This window comes from Serratia sp. BNK-33-b, assembly GCF_048684565.1.
Lineage (GTDB): Bacteria > Pseudomonadota > Gammaproteobacteria > Enterobacterales > Enterobacteriaceae > Serratia > Serratia marcescens.
Window position 1 is genome coordinate 1,377,214 of sequence record NZ_JBLQTZ010000001.1, and the last position, 16,322, is coordinate 1,393,535.

The window sequence follows — 16,322 nt, forward strand, 5'->3', positions numbered from 1 at the left end:
GAAGAGGTTTTCTGTGGAGTGTAAGGGTTTTCTGTTCGATCTTGATGGCACCCTGGTGGATTCGCTGCCGGCGGTAGAGCGTGCCTGGACGCACTGGGCCGAGCGCCGCGGCGTCGACCCGCAAGCGGTGCTGGACTTCATTCACGGTAAACAGGCCATTACTTCTCTGCGCCATTTTATGCCGGGCGAAAGCGAAGCGGAAATTCAGCGCGAATTCCAATTGCTGGAGCAGGTGGAAGCGCAGGATACCGATGGCGTTCGCGCGCTGCCGGGCGCGATTGCGTTGCTGGAGCGCCTGAACGCGCTCGGCATCCCTTGGGCGATCGTCACCTCCGGTTCGGTGCCGGTGGCCGGCGCTCGCCGCCAGGCCGGCGGTTTGCCGCAACCGGCGGTGTTCATCACCGCCGAGCAGGTTAAACATGGCAAGCCGCAGCCCGACGCCTATCTGCTGGGCGCCGAGCGCCTGGGGCTGGCGCCGCACGAGTGCGTAGTGGTCGAAGACGCGCCGGCCGGCATTCTCTCCGGCCTGGCGGCGGGTTGCCAGGTGATTGCGGTCAACGCCCCGGCCGATGCGCCGAAGCTGGAGCAGGTCGACCTGCGGCTGGATTCGCTGGCGCAGATCGCCGTCGATAAAACGGCGCAGGGCGCGATCGTTCGCCGGCTGGTTTAAGCGGCATGATCTTCACCCTAATTGATTAGACCCCGCTTCGGCGGGGTTTTTTTATGCTATTTTTTAGACCCTTGGACATTTGCCGGATGAGGCCGTTTTGAACAGCGAATTACTGTGGGTGCTGAGTTTACTGCTGATTGCCATCGTGCTGTTTACCACCAACAAGCTGCGGATGGACGTGGTGGCGCTGTTGGTGATCATCGCTTTCGTGCTGAGCGGCACGCTCAGCTTGCAGGAGGCGACGGTCGGTTTCAGCGATCCCAATGTGATTTTGATCGCCGCGCTGTTCGTGATCGGCGAAGGGCTGGTGCGCACCGGCGTGGCTTATCAGGTGGGCGACTGGCTGGTGAAAGTGGCCGGCAGCAGCGAAACCAAAATGTTGATGCTGCTGATGGTGACGGTCGCCGGATTGGGGGCATTTATGAGCTCGACCGGCGTGGTGGCGATCTTTATCCCGGTGGTGCTCAGCGTGACGGCGAGAATGAAGATCGCGCCGGGGCGGCTGATGATGCCGCTCAGCTTCGCCGGGCTGATCAGCGGCATGATGACGCTGGTGGCCACGCCGCCCAACATGGTGGTCAACAGCGAACTGGTGCGTGAAGGCATCCATGGTTTCGGTTTCTTCAGCGTGACGCCCATTGGCCTGGCGGTGCTGGCGCTGGGCGTCGGTTACATGCTGATTGCCCGGCGTTGGCTGGGCAGCGGCGACACGGGCAAAGCCGGCGACGACTGGCAGCGCCGCACCTTCCGTGACCTGATCCGCGATTACAAGCTGACCGGCCGCGCGCGGCGGTTGGCTGTCCGTAGCGCTTCGCCGCTGATCGGGCGTTCGCTGGACGAGCTGCACCTGCGCGCGCGCTATGGCGCCAACGTGGTGGGCATCGAGCGCTGGAAACGCTTCCGGCGGGTGATGGTCAGCGCCTCCGGCAACACCGAACTGCGCGAGGGCGACGTCCTCTTGATCGACATGTCGGACAGCCAGGTCGATCTGCGCGAATTCTGCGGCGAGCAGCGGCTGGAGCCGATGGTGCTGCGCGGCGATTACTTCTCGGAACAGTCGCGCAACGTCGGCATGGCGGAGGTGTCGCTGATCCCGGACTCGGCGCTGCTGGGCAAAAGCCTGCGCGAAGCGGCGTTCCGCAGCCGTTACGATCTGAACGTGGTGGGCATCCGCCGCCACGGCGAGACGCTGGGCGGCAAGTTGGTGGACGAGCCGCTGGAACTGGGCGACATCTTGCTGGTGATCGGCGATTGGAAGGCGATTCGTCAGCTGCAGGCCAAAACCCACGACTTTATCGTGCTCAATCTGCCGGCCGAGGTGGACGAAGTGGCGCCGGCCATCACGCAGGCGCCGCATGCGCTGTTTTGCCTGGCGCTGATGGTGGCGATGATGCTGACCGACGAAATCCCCAACCCGATCGCGGCGCTGATCGCCTGTTTGCTGATGGGCAAGTTCCGCTGCATCGATATGGAGAGCGCCTATAAATCGATCCATTGGCCGAGCATTATTTTGATCGTCGGCATGATGCCGTTCGCGCAGGCGCTGCAAAAGACCGGCGGGGTGGATCTGATCGTCAGCGGGCTGATGGACATCGCCGGCGGCGCGGGGCCGCGCGTGATGCTGCTGTGCCTGTTCGTCTTGTGCGCCACCATCGGCCTGTTTATTTCCAATACCGCGACGGCAGTGCTGATGGCGCCGATCGCCATCGCCGCCGCGCGCGAAATGGGGGTATCGCCATACCCGTTCGCGATGATTATCGCCGTCGCCGCGTCCGCCGCCTTTATGACGCCGGTTTCTTCACCGGTCAATACGCTGGTGCTGGGGCCGGGCAATTACAAGTTCGGCGATTTCGTGCGGCTCGGCGTGCCGTTCACCCTGTTGGTGATGGCGGTCAGCGTGATTGTGGTGCCGTGGCTCTACGGTTTTTAACGGCGCAACGAGGCTGCGCCGGCGGGGTTACAGCGAGCTGTCGAGGCTGATTTCGTCCAATGACAGACTGAAACTGGGAATGAACACTTCCATGAAGTAGTCCATTTCCGGGCTGCGGCGCTGTTCCAGGGTTTTATCCAGCCGCGCCTTGGCCAGGGTAAATTCGTTGTTACCGGCAGACAGCTCCTCCAGGCATTTCAGGTAGGCGCATAATGCGTCCGCCTGCTTTACCACCTGCTTTTCATCTTCGCTGTAATAGTGCTCATCGAGAATGGTGCGGAAATCGTTGCGCAGTTCCGCGGGGATCATGTCCAGCAGCTTTTGCTGGGCGATCTTTTCGATCTTCTTGTACTCGTGGGCGATCTGCGGATTGTAGTACTTGATCGGCGTCGGCATGTCGCCGGTGATCACTTCGCTGGCGTCGTGATACATCGCCAGCAGCGCAACCCGGTCGGCGTTGAGATTGCCGTTGAACTTGCGGTTCTTGATCACCGCCAACGCGTGGGCGACAAAAGCCACCTGCAGACTGTGTTCGGAGACGTTCTCGGTGCGCACGTTGCGCATCAGTGGCCAGCGGTTGATCAGTTTCAAGCGGGACAGATGGGCGAAGAAATGGCTCTGGCTCATGGTGCTCTCTTTAACGGCAAGTGAGGCCCCCATTGTGAAGCAGTGACGGCGAATTTTGCAACCGGGCAATGAGAGAAGGGCGCAGCAAGGCGCTGCGCCCCAGGCGATTACTGATGGTAGCCTTCAAGGAAGCGGCCCAGCTTGCCGACCGCCATTTCCAGCTCGTCTACGCGCGGCAGGGTGACGATGCGCACATGATCCGGGTAGGGCCAGTTGAATGCGGTCCCCTGCACCAGCAGCACTTTTTCCTGCAGCAACAGATCCAGCACCAGCTTCTGGTCGTCATGGATATTGAAGCGTTTGGCATCGATGCGCGGGAACATGTACAGCGCGCCCTGCGGCTTCACGCATGAGACGCCCGGAATGTCATTGAGCAGTTCCCAGGTGCGGTTGCGCTGTTCGTACAGACGGCCGCCGGGCTGAATGAATTCGCTGATGCTTTGATAACCGCCCAGCGCGGTCTGAATGGCGTGCTGCATCGGCACGTTGGCGCACAGGCGCATCGAAGCCAGCATCTCCAGCCCTTCGATATAGCCTTTGGCGTGCTTCTTCGGCCCGTTCAGCACCATCCAGCCCTGGCGGAAGCCCGCCACGCGGTAGGTTTTCGACAGGCCGTTGAAGGTCACAGTCAGCAGATCCGGTGCCAGCGCAGCGATCGAATGATGCTCCGCTTCGTCATACAGGATCTTGTCGTAGATCTCGTCGGCGAAGATGATCAGGTTGTGTTGACGGGCGATCTCGACGATCTGTTCCAGCAGCGCTTTGCTGTAGACCGCGCCGGTTGGGTTGTTCGGGTTGATGATCACGATGCCGCGGGTGCGCGGGGTGATCTTGCTGATGATGTCGTCCAGATCCGGGAACCAGCCGGCCTGCTCATCGCACAGATAGTGCACGGCTTTGCCGCCGGACAGCGAGACCGCGGCGGTCCACAACGGGTAGTCCGGCGCCGGCACCAGCATTTCGTCGCCGCTGTTGAGCAGCGCCTGCATGGATTGAACGATCAGCTCCGAGACGCCGTTGCCAATGTAGATATCCTCAACGGTCACGTCACGCATGTTGCGCGCCTGATAGTGCTGCATGATCGCTTTACGCGCCGAGAAGAGGCCCTTGGAGTCGGAGTAGCCTTGCGCCGTGGGCAGATTGCGGATCACGTCGACCAGGATTTCGTCCGGGGCGTCGAAACCGAACGGGGCAGGGTTGCCGATGTTCAGTTTCAGGACTTTGTTGCCTTCTTCTTCAAGACGTTTAGCTTCTTTAAGCACCGGGCCGCGAATGTCATAGCAGACGTTGTCCAGTTTGCTGGATTTCTCAATGGGGGACATAAAAAGTTGAGCCTTTTGCTGGGATAGGGGCGCTCCTACCGTGGGACGCCGCAACCCGCCCAATGTACTCCTGGCGTAGTTGCTTTTGAAGGGTTTTGCACGCCTTTGGTGCAAATGCATGTCGTAACGGGGGATTTTAGTTATGATAAGCAAAGGTAAAGTTATTTTGTGGTTCATAATTTCATGAACTATAATTTTACTAGGGTTTTGTTCTGTAAAATCACGTGTCGATAAACGAGACGTGTCGGCGATCGCGGCCGGCAGCAGTGAACTGATAAGCCGAAAGTGAGAATAGGCTTCAATAAACTGTAAAGGAACGATAATACCGGAGTTGTCTGATAGCGGGTTGCCGGTTAGCGCACCACACTAAAAAAATGGCATATTTACATTAGCTTTACTTTATATTTCAGCTTAAGCATTGTTTATGTGGTTATAGGATTATTATTTAAAGTAAAAATCTTACTGATTGAATTTATTAAATTCATTGAGTGATAACACGACGTTGGTGCCGTTAATTATTTATTTTTCTTACTCTGTAATGCAGCCTGAACGCCGGTTGATAAGGATTCTCAGTAGCACGAATGGAGTGGAAATTAGGCAGTATCAATGAGTAAAATCTCAGGTTCGGTGGGGGTTTTCCCTTCCCACCGGTATTCAGTCCCCCGCGTTCTATAAGCACCATCGATAGATCGCATTTTAAAAAGCGATAGAGGTAACGAATCATAAGTAATTTTTTTGCCCTCCACTTATGAGTGGGGTACTGTCATAACAGGCTCCGTCCTTTTCAACGGCGTCTGAGAAACACACCAGGGTAGTAGTTCGTAAATTAGAATTTAAAAAAGTGAAGAATACACTATGACAACTGCAAATCGTCCGATACTTAATCTCGACCTCGATCTGCTAAGAACCTTTGTTGCGGTTGCTGATTTGAATACCTTCGCGGCGGCGGCTGTTGCCGTTTGCCGTACGCAATCAGCCGTCAGCCAACAAATGCAGCGATTAGAGCAACTGGTCGGCAAAGAACTGTTTGCCCGCCATGGGCGCAACAAACTCCTGACTGAGCATGGTATTCAGCTTCTCGGTTATGCCAGGAAGATCCTGCGCTTTAACGACGAAGCCTGTACCTCGCTGATGTACAACAATATTAAAGGTGTTCTGACCATCGGCGCTTCCGACGACACCGCCGATACCATTCTGCCTTTCTTGTTGAACCGCGTGACCGCCATTTATCCGAAGCTGGCCATTGATGTGCGCGTAAAGCGCAGCACGACGATGGTCGATCTGCTGGAAGAGGGGGAGATCGATCTGGCGGTGACCACGGCCGATCCGGCCGGGCACCCGCACATCGTGCTGCGCACGTCGCCGACGCTGTGGTACTGCGCTGCCGATTATCACTATCAGGCCGGCGAACCTATCCCGCTGGTGGTGATGGATGAACCAAGCCCGTTCCGCGCGTTGGCGATCAAACAGTTGGACGAAGCCGGTATCCCGTGGCGTATCGCCTACGTCGCCTCCACGCTGTCCGCGGTGCGGGCGGCCTGTAAGGCCGGCCTGGGCGTGACCGCGCGGCCGATCGAGATGATGAGCCCCGATCTGCGGGTGCTGGGCGCGGTGGAAGGTTTGCCGCCGCTGCCGGATACCCAGTATGTGCTGTGCAAAAACGCGCAGTGCAGCAACGAACTGGCCATGGCCATCTTCAGCGCGATGCAGGGCGGCGATGACAGCTATGGCTTCAACGGCGCGGAAGCCGGTCTCCAGAGCGATCAGGATGATGCCAGCCTGGTGGACGAAGAAGAATAACGCCGCGGCGTGATATCTGATGAAAAACCTCTGCTTCGGCGGAGGTTTTTTTTGGCCGTTTTTTGATGATTTCTACTGTTATAGAGGTTTAAGTATGATTTTGTTATGAGTCGTCTGTTTTATTAACTTTTAAGCGTTGCTGAAAAGAGAGTTTGACCGGATTTAAGATGCTGGGTTCGTTTTTTGCACAATAAGATTGAATGAGTTAAAGGCATGGTAATAGCATGGTTATTTTGTTAGCTTATGGCGGTCGTTTTTGCGGCTTAATTTGAGGAAAATTGTTAAAGGGCCACACTTTTTTTGAGGATTTATGCTGAAAACGTGTCCTGGATCAAAAAAATACCCCTAGGTAGTGAGTGGAAGAACAGGGAATTCCTGAGACAATGGTATAGTAAAACTGAAATGTGCATGTTGGTTTATATCTATCTGTTTCTACACAAAAATTAACTGACACGATTTAGCCTGTCCCTGGCGCATCAAATGTTAATCAAATGATACGTATGTAAACTAGTGTGTAGATACTTTTGTCAAAGTTGACAAAAGGTTATAGAAAGGAGTAAAAAGCCCACAGAAAAACGCTGCCTAACTCGCTGTAAAAGCAGTTTGTTTGTGTGGTTATTTATCCTTCCCTTAAATCGATGTGGCGCACTAACTGCCGGTGACAAGAGCAGTGCGATCGACGCCACTTTTGATGAGTAAGCATAGAGTATGTCAACAACCACTGAAGTTATCGCTCATCACTGGGCGCTCGCCGTATTTCTCGTCGTGGCTATCGGGCTTTGCGGCTTAATGCTGCTGGGTGCGTTCTTCTTGGGCGGGAGAGCCCGGGCGCGCGCCAAACACACCCCGTTTGAATCAGGCATCGACTCGGTCGGCACGGCGCGCATGCGCTTGTCCGCCAAGTTCTACCTGGTGGCCATGTTCTTCGTTATTTTCGACGTTGAAGCCTTATACCTGTATGCCTGGTCGGTCTCGATTCGCGAGAGCGGCTGGGTGGGCTTTATCGAAGCCGCCATTTTCATTTTGGTGCTATTGGCCGGTCTGGTTTATCTGGTGCGCATCGGCGCGTTGGATTGGACTCCGGCGCGTTCCCAACGCCGCAGCAAACCGAGCACGATCACTAACACCAACAGTCATCCGCAGTAACAGCGAGGCATTAAGATGGACTATACGCTCACCCGCATAGACCCGAACGGTGAGAACGACCGTTATCCCCTGCAAAAACAGGAGATCGTCGCCGATCCCCTGGAACAACAGGTTCACCGCACGGTTTACATGGGTAAACTCGAACATGCGCTGCATGACATGGTGAACTGGGGGCGTAAAAACTCTATTTGGCCGTATAACTTCGGCCTTTCGTGTTGTTACGTGGAGATGGTGACGTCGTTTACCGCCGTTCACGACGTGGCGCGTTTCGGTGCGGAAGTGTTGCGCGCCTCCCCGCGTCAGGCTGACCTGATGGTGGTAGCCGGGACCTGCTTCACCAAAATGGCCCCGGTCATCCAGCGCCTGTACGAGCAGATGCTGGAGCCTAAGTGGGTGATCTCGATGGGCGCCTGCGCCAACTCCGGCGGCATGTACGACATCTATTCCGTGGTGCAGGGCGTGGACAAGTTCCTGCCGGTCGACGTGTATATTCCCGGCTGCCCACCGCGTCCGGAAGCCTACATGCAAGCGCTGATGCTGCTGCAGGAATCCATCGGCAAAGAACGTCGCCCGCTGTCGTGGGTTGTCGGCGATCAGGGCGTTTACCGCGCCAATATGCAGTCTGAAAGAGAGCGTAAACACGGCGAGCGCATCGCGGTGACCAACCTCCGGACGCCTGACGAGATTTAAGACGTTCATTTAACGTCCATCTTAGTGCGCTATTGGTTAACACAGCGAAAAGTGAAACTTGCGGCGAATAACCCTTTAGTGTGGTGAAAAAAAATTATGACAGATTTGACGACGCACGACGCCTTGCCTGCCTGGCAGACCCGAGATCACCTTGACGACCCGGTGATCGGCGAACTGCGCAACCGTTTTGGGCCGGAAGCCTTTACTGTTCAGGCCACTCGTACCGGCATGCCCGTGGTATGGGTTAAACCTGACCAGTTACTGGAAGTAATGACGTTCCTGAGAAAACAGCCGAAGCCGTATGTCATGCTGTTCGATCTGCATGGCGTGGATGAACGCCTTCGCACCCACCGCGACGGCCTGCCCGCTGCGGATTTCTCCGTTTTCTACCATCTGATCTCCATCGAGCGCAACCGCGACATCATGCTGAAGGTGGCGCTGTCTGAAAAAGACCTGCACGTGCCGACGGCGACCAAGGTGTTCCCGAACGCCAACTGGTACGAGCGCGAAACCTGGGAAATGTTCGGCATCACCTTCGACGGCCACCCGCACCTGTCGCGCATCATGATGCCGCAGACCTGGGAAGGGCACCCGCTGCGCAAGGACTACCCGGCGCGCGCCACTGAATTCGATCCTTTCGTGCTGACCAAGCAGAAAGAAGATCTGGAAATGGAAGCGCTGACCTTCAAGCCGGAAGACTGGGGCATGAAGCGCGGCACCGAGAACGAAGACTTCATGTTCCTCAACCTCGGCCCGAACCACCCGTCCGCGCACGGTGCGTTCCGCATCATTCTGCAGCTGGACGGCGAAGAGATCGTCGACTGCGTGCCGGATATCGGCTATCACCACCGCGGCGCCGAGAAGATGGGCGAGCGTCAATCCTGGCACAGCTACATCCCGTACACCGACCGCATCGAGTACCTCGGCGGCTGCGTGAACGAAATGCCTTACGTGTTGGCGGTCGAGAAGCTGGCCGGCATCAAGGTGCCCGAGCGCGTCGACACCATCCGCGTGATGCTGTCCGAGCTGTTCCGCATCAACAGCCATCTGCTGTACATCTCCACCTTCATTCAGGACGTCGGCGCGATGACCCCGGTGTTCTTCGCCTTTACCGATCGTCAGAAAATCTACGATCTGGTGGAAGCGATCACCGGTTTCCGTATGCACCCGGCCTGGTTCCGCATCGGCGGCGTCGCGCACGATCTGCCGCGCGGCTGGGATCGCCTGCTGCGTGAATTCCTCGACTGGATGCCGAAGCGTCTGGACTCCTACGTGAAAGCGGCGCTGAAGAACAGTATCCTGAAAGGCCGCTCCATCGGCGTCGCGTCTTACAACGCCAAAGAAGCGCTGGAGTGGGGCGTGACCGGCGCCGGCCTGCGCGCGACCGGCGTGGAGTTCGACGTGCGTAAATGGCGTCCGTACTCCGGCTACGAGAACTTCGACTTCGAAGTGCCGGTCGGCGACGGCACCAGCGACTGCTACACCCGCGTGATGCTGAAGGTGGAAGAGCTGCGCCAGAGCCTGCGCATCCTCGAACAGTGCCTGAACAACATGCCGGAAGGCCCGTTCAAGGCCGATCACCCGCTGACTACGCCGCCGCCGAAAGAGCGCACGCTGCAGCACATTGAAACGCTGATCACCCACTTCCTGCAGGTTTCCTGGGGCCCGGTGATGCCAGCCAACGAATCATTCCAGATGATTGAAGCCACCAAAGGGATCAACAGCTACTACCTGACCAGCGACGGCAGCACCATGAGCTATCGCACCCGGGTACGTACGCCGAGCTTTGCGCACCTGCAGCAGATCCCATCGGTCATCCGTGGCAGCCTGGTTTCAGACCTGATCGTCTATCTGGGTAGTATCGATTTTGTAATGTCAGATGTGGACCGCTAACTATGCATGATCAAAAAGACAATCACGCAGTCAATGATGCGCTCGAGCCCATCAACGCAGCCGCTCCTCAGAGCGGCGTTGATGCATTTGTACTGAGCGCGGAAGAACGTGATGCGATCGAGCACGAAAAGCACCATTACGAGGATCCGCGCGCCGCGTCCATCGAAGCACTGAAAATTGTGCAGAAGCAGCGCGGTTGGGTTCCGGACGGTGCGATTTACGCCATCGCGGAAGTGCTGGGCATCCCCGCCAGCGACGTAGAAGGCGTGGCCACGTTCTACAGCCAGATTTTCCGTCAGCCAGTAGGACGTCACGTGATCCGTTATTGTGACAGCGTTGTTTGTCACATCACCGGTTACCAGGGCATTCAGGCCGCTATCGAGAAGAAGCTGAACATCAAGCCGGGTCAAACCACCTTTGATGGCCGCTTCACGCTGTTGCCGACCTGCTGTCTGGGCAACTGCGATAAAGGGCCGACCATGATGATTGACGAGGACACTCACAGTCAGCTGAAGCCTGAAGATATCGAGACGCTACTGGAGCAGTATCAATGACCAAGCACATTGTACGCACTCCCGAAACGCATCCGCTGACCTGGCGTCTGCGCGATGACAAGCAGCCGCTGTGGCTGGACGAATACCGCAGCAAAAACGGCTATGCCGGCGCAGAGAAGGCCCTCAAAGGCCTGGCCCCGGACGAGATCGTCAGCCTGGTGAAAGATTCCGGGCTGAAGGGCCGCGGCGGCGCGGGCTTCTCCACCGGTTTGAAGTGGAGCCTGATGCCGAAGGACGAATCCATGAACATCCGTTACCTGCTGTGTAACGCCGATGAGATGGAGCCGGGCACTTACAAAGACCGCCTGCTGATGGAGCAGCTGCCGCACCTGCTGGTGGAAGGCATGCTGATCTCCGCGTTCGCGCTGAAAGCCTACCGCGGGTACATCTTCCTGCGCGGCGAGTACATCGAAGCGGCGGCGCACCTGCGTCGCGCTATCGCGGAAGCCACCGAAGCCGGCTATCTGGGCAAGAACATTCTCGGCACCGGATTTGATTTCGAGCTGATCGTGCACACCGGCGCCGGCCGTTACATCTGCGGCGAAGAAACCGCGCTGATCAACTCGCTGGAAGGCCGCCGCGCCAACCCGCGCTCCAAGCCGCCATTCCCGGCCAGCGCCGGCGTCTGGGGCAAGCCGACCTGCGTCAACAACGTCGAAACGCTGTGCAACGTGCCGGCCATTTTGGCGAACGGCGTAGAGTGGTACACCGGCATCTCTGGCAGTGAAGACAAAGGCACCAAGCTGATGGGCTTCTCCGGCCGGGTGAAAAATCCGGGCGTCTGGGAACTGCCGTTCGGCACCACCGCGCGCGAAATCCTGGAAGACTACGCCGGCGGCATGCGCGACGGTCTGCGTTTCAAAGCCTGGCAGCCGGGCGGCGCGGGCACCGACTTCCTGACCGCCGATCACCTCGATCTGCCGATGGAATACGGCGCGATCGGCAAAGCCGGCAGCCGTCTCGGCACCGCGTTGGCGATGGCGGTTGACCACGAGATCGGCATGGTGCCGCTGGTGCGCAACCTGGAAGAGTTCTTCGCCCGCGAGTCCTGCGGCTGGTGTACGCCTTGCCGCGATGGCCTGCCGTGGAGCGTGAAGATCCTGCGCGCGTTGGAAAACGGCGAAGGGCAGCCGGGGGATATCGAAACCCTCGAACAGCTGTGCCGTTCCCTCGGCCCGGGCAAAACCTTCTGCGCCCACGCGCCAGGTGCCGTAGAGCCACTGCAAAGCGCGATTAAATATTTCCGTGAAGAGTTCGAGGCGGGTATCGCCGTGCAGCACTTCGGCAACGCGCATGCGATTGGCGGCATTCAGCCGAACAACCTGCTGAAGCAGCGCTGGTAAGCCGACTCGCCCGAACACGGCCAGAATTTTTGATTAACGCCTGCCGCAAGGCAGGCCACTTGGAAGCATGCTGACTATGGCTACGATTCATGTAGACGGCAAAGAGTATGAGGTAGACGGGGCGGACAACCTGCTGCAGGCTTGTCTCTCCCTCGGCCTTGATATTCCTTACTTTTGCTGGCATCCGGCGCTGGGAAGCGTCGGCGCTTGCCGCCAATGTGCGGTAAAGCAATACCAAAACGCGGAAGATACGCGCGGCCGTTTGGTGATGTCCTGTATGACCCCGGCATCCGATGGCACCTTTATCTCTATCGATGACGGCGAAGCGAAGCAGTTCCGTGAAAGCGTGGTTGAGTGGTTGATGACCAACCACCCGCACGATTGCCCGGTGTGTGAGGAAGGCGGTAACTGTCACCTGCAGGATATGACGGTAATGACCGGCCACAGCTTCCGTCGCTACCGCTTCACCAAGCGTACCCACAACAACCAGGAGCTGGGGCCGTTTATCTCGCACGAGATGAACCGCTGCATCGCCTGCTACCGCTGCGTGCGTTACTACAAAGACTATGCGGACGGCACCGACTTCGGCGTGTACGGCGCACACGACAACGTCTACTTCGGTCGCCCGGAAAGCGGCACGCTGGAAAGCGAGTTCTCCGGCAACCTGGTGGAAGTGTGCCCGACCGGCGTATTCACCGACAAAACGCACTCCGAGCGCTACAACCGTAAATGGGACATGCAGTTCGCGCCGAGCATTTGCCAGCAGTGCAGCATCGGCTGTAACACCAGCCCGGGCGAGCGCTATGGCGAGCTGCGTCGTATCGAAAACCGTTACAACGGCAGCGTGAACCACTACTTCCTGTGCGACCGCGGCCGTTTCGGTTACGGCTACGTCAACCAGAAAGATCGTCCGCGTCAACCGCAGCAGCTGCGCGGCGACGACTGGATCACACTGAACGCCGAGCAGGCGATGCAGGGCGCGGCGGACATCCTGCGTCAGGCGAAGAAAACCATCGGCATCGGCTCCCCGCGCGCCAGCCTGGAAAGCAACTTCGCACTGCGCGAGCTGGTCGGCGCCGAGAACTACTACACCGGTATCGCTCAGGCGGAGCAATCACGCCTGGCGCTGATGCTGAACGTGCTGAAGAACGGCGGCGTTCATACGCCGGCGCTGCGTGAGATCGAAGATTACGACGCGGTGCTGGTGCTGGGCGAAGACCTGACGCAAACCGGCGCGCGCATCGCGCTGTCCGTGCGTCAGGCCGTCAAGGGCAAAGCCCGCGCGATGGCGGCGGCGCAACGCGTGGCCGACTGGCAGATCGCGGCGGTGCAGAATATCGGCCAACACGCCAAGTATCCGTTGTTCACCACCAACGTCGACAACACCCGTCTGGATGACATCGCCGCCTGGAACTACCGCGCGCCGGTAGACGAGCAGGCGCGCCTCGGCTTCGCCATCGCTCACGCGCTGGATAACGCCGCGCCGGCGGTGAACGATCTGGCAGAAGGCCTGAACAAGAAAGTCGATATCATCGTGCAGGCGCTGACCGGCGCACGCAAACCGCTGATCGTGACCGGCAGCAACGCCGGCAGCGAAGCCATCATCGAAGCGGCGGCCAACATCGCCAAAGCGTTGAAGGGCCGCGGTTCCGATGTCGGCATCACCTTCGTGGCGGGCGCAGCCAACAGCATGGGCCTGGCGATGATCGGCGGCGGTTCGCTCGATCAGGCGCTGGAACAGCTGGCGAGCGGCGCAGCCGACACCGCCATCGTGATGGAAAACGATCTCTATCGCCATGCGCCGGCGGCGCAGGTGGACGCGGCGTTGGCCAAGGTCAATAACCTGATCGTCGCCGACCACCAGCGCACCGCGATCATGGACAAAGCCAACCTGATCCTCTCTTCGGCCAGCTTCGCCGAGAGCGACGGCACGCTGATCAACCAGGAAGGCCGCGCGCAGCGCTTCTTCCAGGTATACGATCCGGCTTATTACGACGACGCCAAGAAGAATCAGTTCACCGTGATGCTGGAAAGCTGGCGCTGGATGCACTCGCTGCACTCCACCTACACCAGCCGCCACGTGGACTGGACCCAGCTCGATGACGTGATCGCCGCTTGCGTCGCCGCGTTGCCGCAGCTGCAGGGCATCGTCGATGCCGCGCCGGACGCGACGTTCCGCATTCGCGGTCAGAAGCTGGCGCGTTCGCCGCACCGCTCCAGCGGCCGTACCGCCATGCGCGCCAACATCAGCGTGCACGAGCCGCGTCAGCCGCAGGATAAAGACACCATGTTCGCCTTCTCGATGGAAGGGAACAACAGCCCGCTGGCCGATCGTCAGCAGATCCCGTTCGCCTGGGCGCCAGGCTGGAACTCACCGCAGGCATGGAACAAGTTCCAGGCCGAAGTGGGCGGCAAACTGCGCCACGGCGATCCGGGCGTGCGCCTGATCGAAGCGGGGGAGGGCAGCCTCGGTTACTTCGACCGCGTGCCAGCCGCCTTCAATCCGAACGACGGCTGGCGTGTCGCGCCGTACTACCACCTGTTCGGCAGCGATGAAATGTCGCAGCGCTCGCACGTGATCCAGCAGCGCATGCCGGAAGCCTACGTGATGGTCAACCCGGCCGATGCGGCGACGCTTGGCGTCAACGCGGGCAGCCTGGTGGAGTTCAACTGCGCGGGCCAGACCCTGCGTCTGCCGGTGCGTCTGAGTGAAACCCTGACCCAGGGCCAGGTTGGTTTGCCGCTCGGCTTGCCAGGGATCCCGCCGATCTTGGTGGGTGCTAAGGTAGACAATCTGCGGGAGGCGGCACGATGAGCTGGTTTACCCCTGAGGTGATCGACATCTTGATCGCCATTCTTAAAGCGGTCGTGATCCTGTTGGTGGTCGTGGCGTGCGGGGCGTTCATGAGCTTCGGCGAACGCCGTCTGCTCGGCCTGTTCCAGAACCGCTACGGACCGAACCGCGTAGGCTGGGGCGGCTCGCTGCAGCTGGTCGCCGACATGATCAAAATGTTCTTCAAGGAAGACTGGGTGCCGAGATTCTCCGACCGGGTGATCTTCACCCTGGCGCCGATGATCGCCTTTACTTCCCTGTTGCTGGCATTTGCCATCGTGCCGGTCAGCCCGACCTGGGCGGTGTCCGATCTCAACATCGGTATTCTGTTCTTCCTGATGATGGCCGGCCTGGCGGTGTACGCCGTGCTGTTCGCCGGATGGTCGAGCAACAACAAATACTCGCTGTTGGGCGCGATGCGTGCCTCCGCGCAAACCCTGAGCTACGAAGTGTTCATCGGCCTGTCGCTGATGGGCGTGGTGATGCAGGCGGATTCATTCAACATGCAGGCCATCGTTGAATCTCAGGCGCACGTCTGGAACGTCATTCCGCAGTTCTTCGGCTTCGTGACCTTCGCGATCGCCGGCGTGGCGGTGTGTCACCGTCACCCGTTTGACCAGCCGGAAGCCGAGCAGGAACTGGCTGACGGTTACCACATCGAATATTCCGGCATGAAGTTCGGTCTGTTCTTCGTGGGGGAATACATCGGTATCGTCACCGTGTCCGCCCTGATTGTGACGTTGTTCTTCGGCGGCTGGCAGGGTCCGTTCCTGCCGCCATTCATCTGGTTCGCATTGAAAACGGCCTTCTTCATGATGATGTTCATCCTGATCCGCGCCGCGCTGCCGCGTCCGCGTTATGACCAGGTGATGTCCTTCGGCTGGAAAGTGTGCCTGCCGCTGACGCTGCTGAACCTGCTGGCAACCGCCGCGGTCATTTTGTACAACGCTCAATAAGGGGTGAATAAACCATGACATTGAAAGAGTTAGTGGTTGGTTTCGGCACCCAGGTGCGCAGCATTTGGATGATTGGCATGCATGCCTTCGCCAAGCGCGAAACCCAGATGTATCCGGAAGAACCGGTTTACCTGCCGCCGCGCTACCGCGGCCGCATCGTGCTGACGCGCGATCCGGACGGCGAAGAGCGCTGCGTCGCCTGTAACCTGTGTGCGGTTGCCTGCCCGGTCGGCTGTATCTCGCTGCAAAAGGCAGAACAGAAAGACGGCCGTTGGTATCCGGAGTTCTTCCGCATCAACTTCTCGCGCTGCATCTTCTGCGGCCTGTGCGAAGAGGCTTGCCCAACTACCGCTATCCAGCTGACGCCGGATTTCGAACTGGGCGAGTACAAGCGTCAGGATCTGGTGTACGAAAAAGAGGATCTGTTGATCTCGGGGCCGGGTAAATATCCGGAATATAACTTCTACCGGATGGCCGGTATGGCGATTGACGGCAAAGCCAAAGGCGAAGCCGAAAACGAAGCCAAACCGATCGACGTCAAAGGTCTGTTGCCCTAAG

The 16,322-nt window shown here is 58.6% G+C and carries 13 protein-coding genes; 11 read left to right on the plus strand and 2 right to left on the minus strand.

Annotated features, from left to right (window positions below; genetic code table 11):
- Positions 1-13: 13 nt before the first annotated feature.
- Both ACMGGK_RS06525 and ACMGGK_RS06530 read left to right on the plus strand, forming a co-directional pair.
- Positions 14-670 carry a sugar phosphatase gene (locus ACMGGK_RS06525; RefSeq protein WP_016926899.1) on the plus strand — a complete coding sequence of 219 codons (657 nt, stop codon included), beginning with the start codon at positions 14-16 and terminating at the stop codon, positions 668-670.
- 79 nt (positions 671-749) lie between these two features.
- Positions 750-2,600, plus strand: coding sequence for an SLC13 family permease (locus ACMGGK_RS06530; RefSeq protein WP_197766405.1), 1,851 nt, complete (start codon positions 750-752; stop codon positions 2,598-2,600).
- Between the two features lie 27 nt (positions 2,601-2,627).
- Here ACMGGK_RS06530 and yfbR read toward each other — a convergent pair whose 3' ends face one another.
- Together yfbR and ACMGGK_RS06540 are read right to left on the minus strand one after the other, a co-directional pair.
- Entirely contained in the window at positions 2,628-3,227 is a 600-nt protein-coding gene (gene yfbR / locus ACMGGK_RS06535) for a 5'-deoxynucleotidase (RefSeq protein WP_015378582.1), read from the minus strand.
- Positions 3,228-3,334: 107 nt separating this feature from the next.
- On the minus strand, positions 3,335-4,549 hold the full coding sequence (locus tag ACMGGK_RS06540) for a pyridoxal phosphate-dependent aminotransferase (RefSeq protein WP_004936047.1): 1,215 nt from the start codon (positions 4,547-4,549) through the stop codon (positions 3,335-3,337).
- 855 nt (positions 4,550-5,404) lie between these two features.
- Here ACMGGK_RS06540 and lrhA point away from each other — a divergent pair.
- The 9 genes from lrhA to nuoI all read left to right on the plus strand — a co-directional run bounded on the left by lrhA (position 5,405) and on the right by nuoI (position 16,321).
- Positions 5,405-6,349 (plus strand): transcriptional regulator LrhA, encoded by a 945-nt coding sequence (lrhA, locus tag ACMGGK_RS06545; RefSeq protein ID WP_049300063.1) that lies wholly within the window; start codon positions 5,405-5,407, stop codon positions 6,347-6,349.
- A gap of 708 nt (positions 6,350-7,057) precedes the next feature.
- A complete protein-coding gene (nuoA, locus tag ACMGGK_RS06550) occupies positions 7,058-7,495 on the plus strand; it encodes an NADH-quinone oxidoreductase subunit NuoA (RefSeq protein ID WP_004936040.1) in 438 nt (145 codons plus the stop codon).
- Positions 7,496-7,510: 15 nt separating this feature from the next.
- Complete coding sequence (locus ACMGGK_RS06555) at positions 7,511-8,185, plus strand: NuoB/complex I 20 kDa subunit family protein (protein ID WP_004936039.1); 675 nt, start codon at positions 7,511-7,513, stop codon at positions 8,183-8,185.
- A gap of 96 nt (positions 8,186-8,281) precedes the next feature.
- Positions 8,282-10,078, plus strand: coding sequence for an NADH-quinone oxidoreductase subunit C/D (gene nuoC, locus ACMGGK_RS06560; RefSeq protein ID WP_004936036.1), 1,797 nt, complete (start codon positions 8,282-8,284; stop codon positions 10,076-10,078).
- Positions 10,079-10,080: 2 nt separating this feature from the next.
- A complete protein-coding gene (gene nuoE, locus ACMGGK_RS06565; RefSeq protein WP_004936034.1) occupies positions 10,081-10,632 on the plus strand; it encodes an NADH-quinone oxidoreductase subunit NuoE in 552 nt (183 codons plus the stop codon).
- Positions 10,629-11,975, plus strand: a complete 1,347-nt coding sequence (gene nuoF, locus ACMGGK_RS06570; RefSeq protein WP_004936030.1) for an NADH-quinone oxidoreductase subunit NuoF — start codon at positions 10,629-10,631, stop codon at positions 11,973-11,975. The genes nuoE and nuoF overlap by 4 nt, the downstream gene beginning before the upstream one ends.
- A 76-nt stretch (positions 11,976-12,051) precedes the next feature.
- Entirely contained in the window at positions 12,052-14,790 is a 2,739-nt protein-coding gene (nuoG, locus tag ACMGGK_RS06575; RefSeq protein ID WP_176062855.1) for an NADH-quinone oxidoreductase subunit NuoG, read from the plus strand.
- Complete coding sequence (gene nuoH, locus ACMGGK_RS06580) at positions 14,787-15,764, plus strand: NADH-quinone oxidoreductase subunit NuoH (protein WP_004936022.1); 978 nt, start codon at positions 14,787-14,789, stop codon at positions 15,762-15,764. Before nuoG ends, nuoH begins: the two co-directional genes overlap by 4 nt.
- A 14-nt stretch (positions 15,765-15,778) precedes the next feature.
- Positions 15,779-16,321: an NADH-quinone oxidoreductase subunit NuoI gene (nuoI, locus tag ACMGGK_RS06585; RefSeq protein WP_025160170.1), complete on the plus strand. Its 543-nt coding sequence runs from the start codon at positions 15,779-15,781 to the stop codon at positions 16,319-16,321.
- The last annotated feature ends 1 nt before the right edge of the window (position 16,322 follow it).